Genomic DNA, 291 nt, shown 5'->3' with positions numbered 1-291 from the left:
AAGTAACTCTTACTTCGCCCTTACCCAATATGAACACCCACTTTTTTATACTTATGTGTTAATAAGATTTTAGCTCTAAAACGCTTAAAGCTTCGGAAGCCAAACGCATTCCTTTTCAGTACTTTTGTTAGATTATTGATCCCTTCTAAAAACCCATTCGAATAATCATAAGCAAAACTATTCAGGATTTCTATTTGCCAATTTTGGAGGGTTCGAATCGCCTTTTTAAACTCTGGAATATTCGCCTTTTCTACACGCCGATAAAACTCCTTTAGGGATTCCTTTGTCTCG

At 36.1% G+C, this 291-nt stretch carries 1 protein-coding gene; it reads right to left on the bottom strand.

Features of this window, described 5'->3' with window-relative positions:
* Positions 1 to 20: 20 nt before the first annotated feature.
* A partial coding sequence (locus tag PZE06_RS28655; RefSeq protein ID WP_275792491.1) for a transposase occupies positions 21 to 291 on the bottom strand: 271 nt, incomplete at its 5' end.

Source organism: Robertmurraya sp. DFI.2.37 (assembly GCF_029211245.1).
Lineage (GTDB): Bacteria > Bacillota > Bacilli > Bacillales > Cytobacillaceae > Robertmurraya > Robertmurraya methanolica_A.
This window is presented reverse-complemented; position numbering and strand designations above follow the sequence as displayed.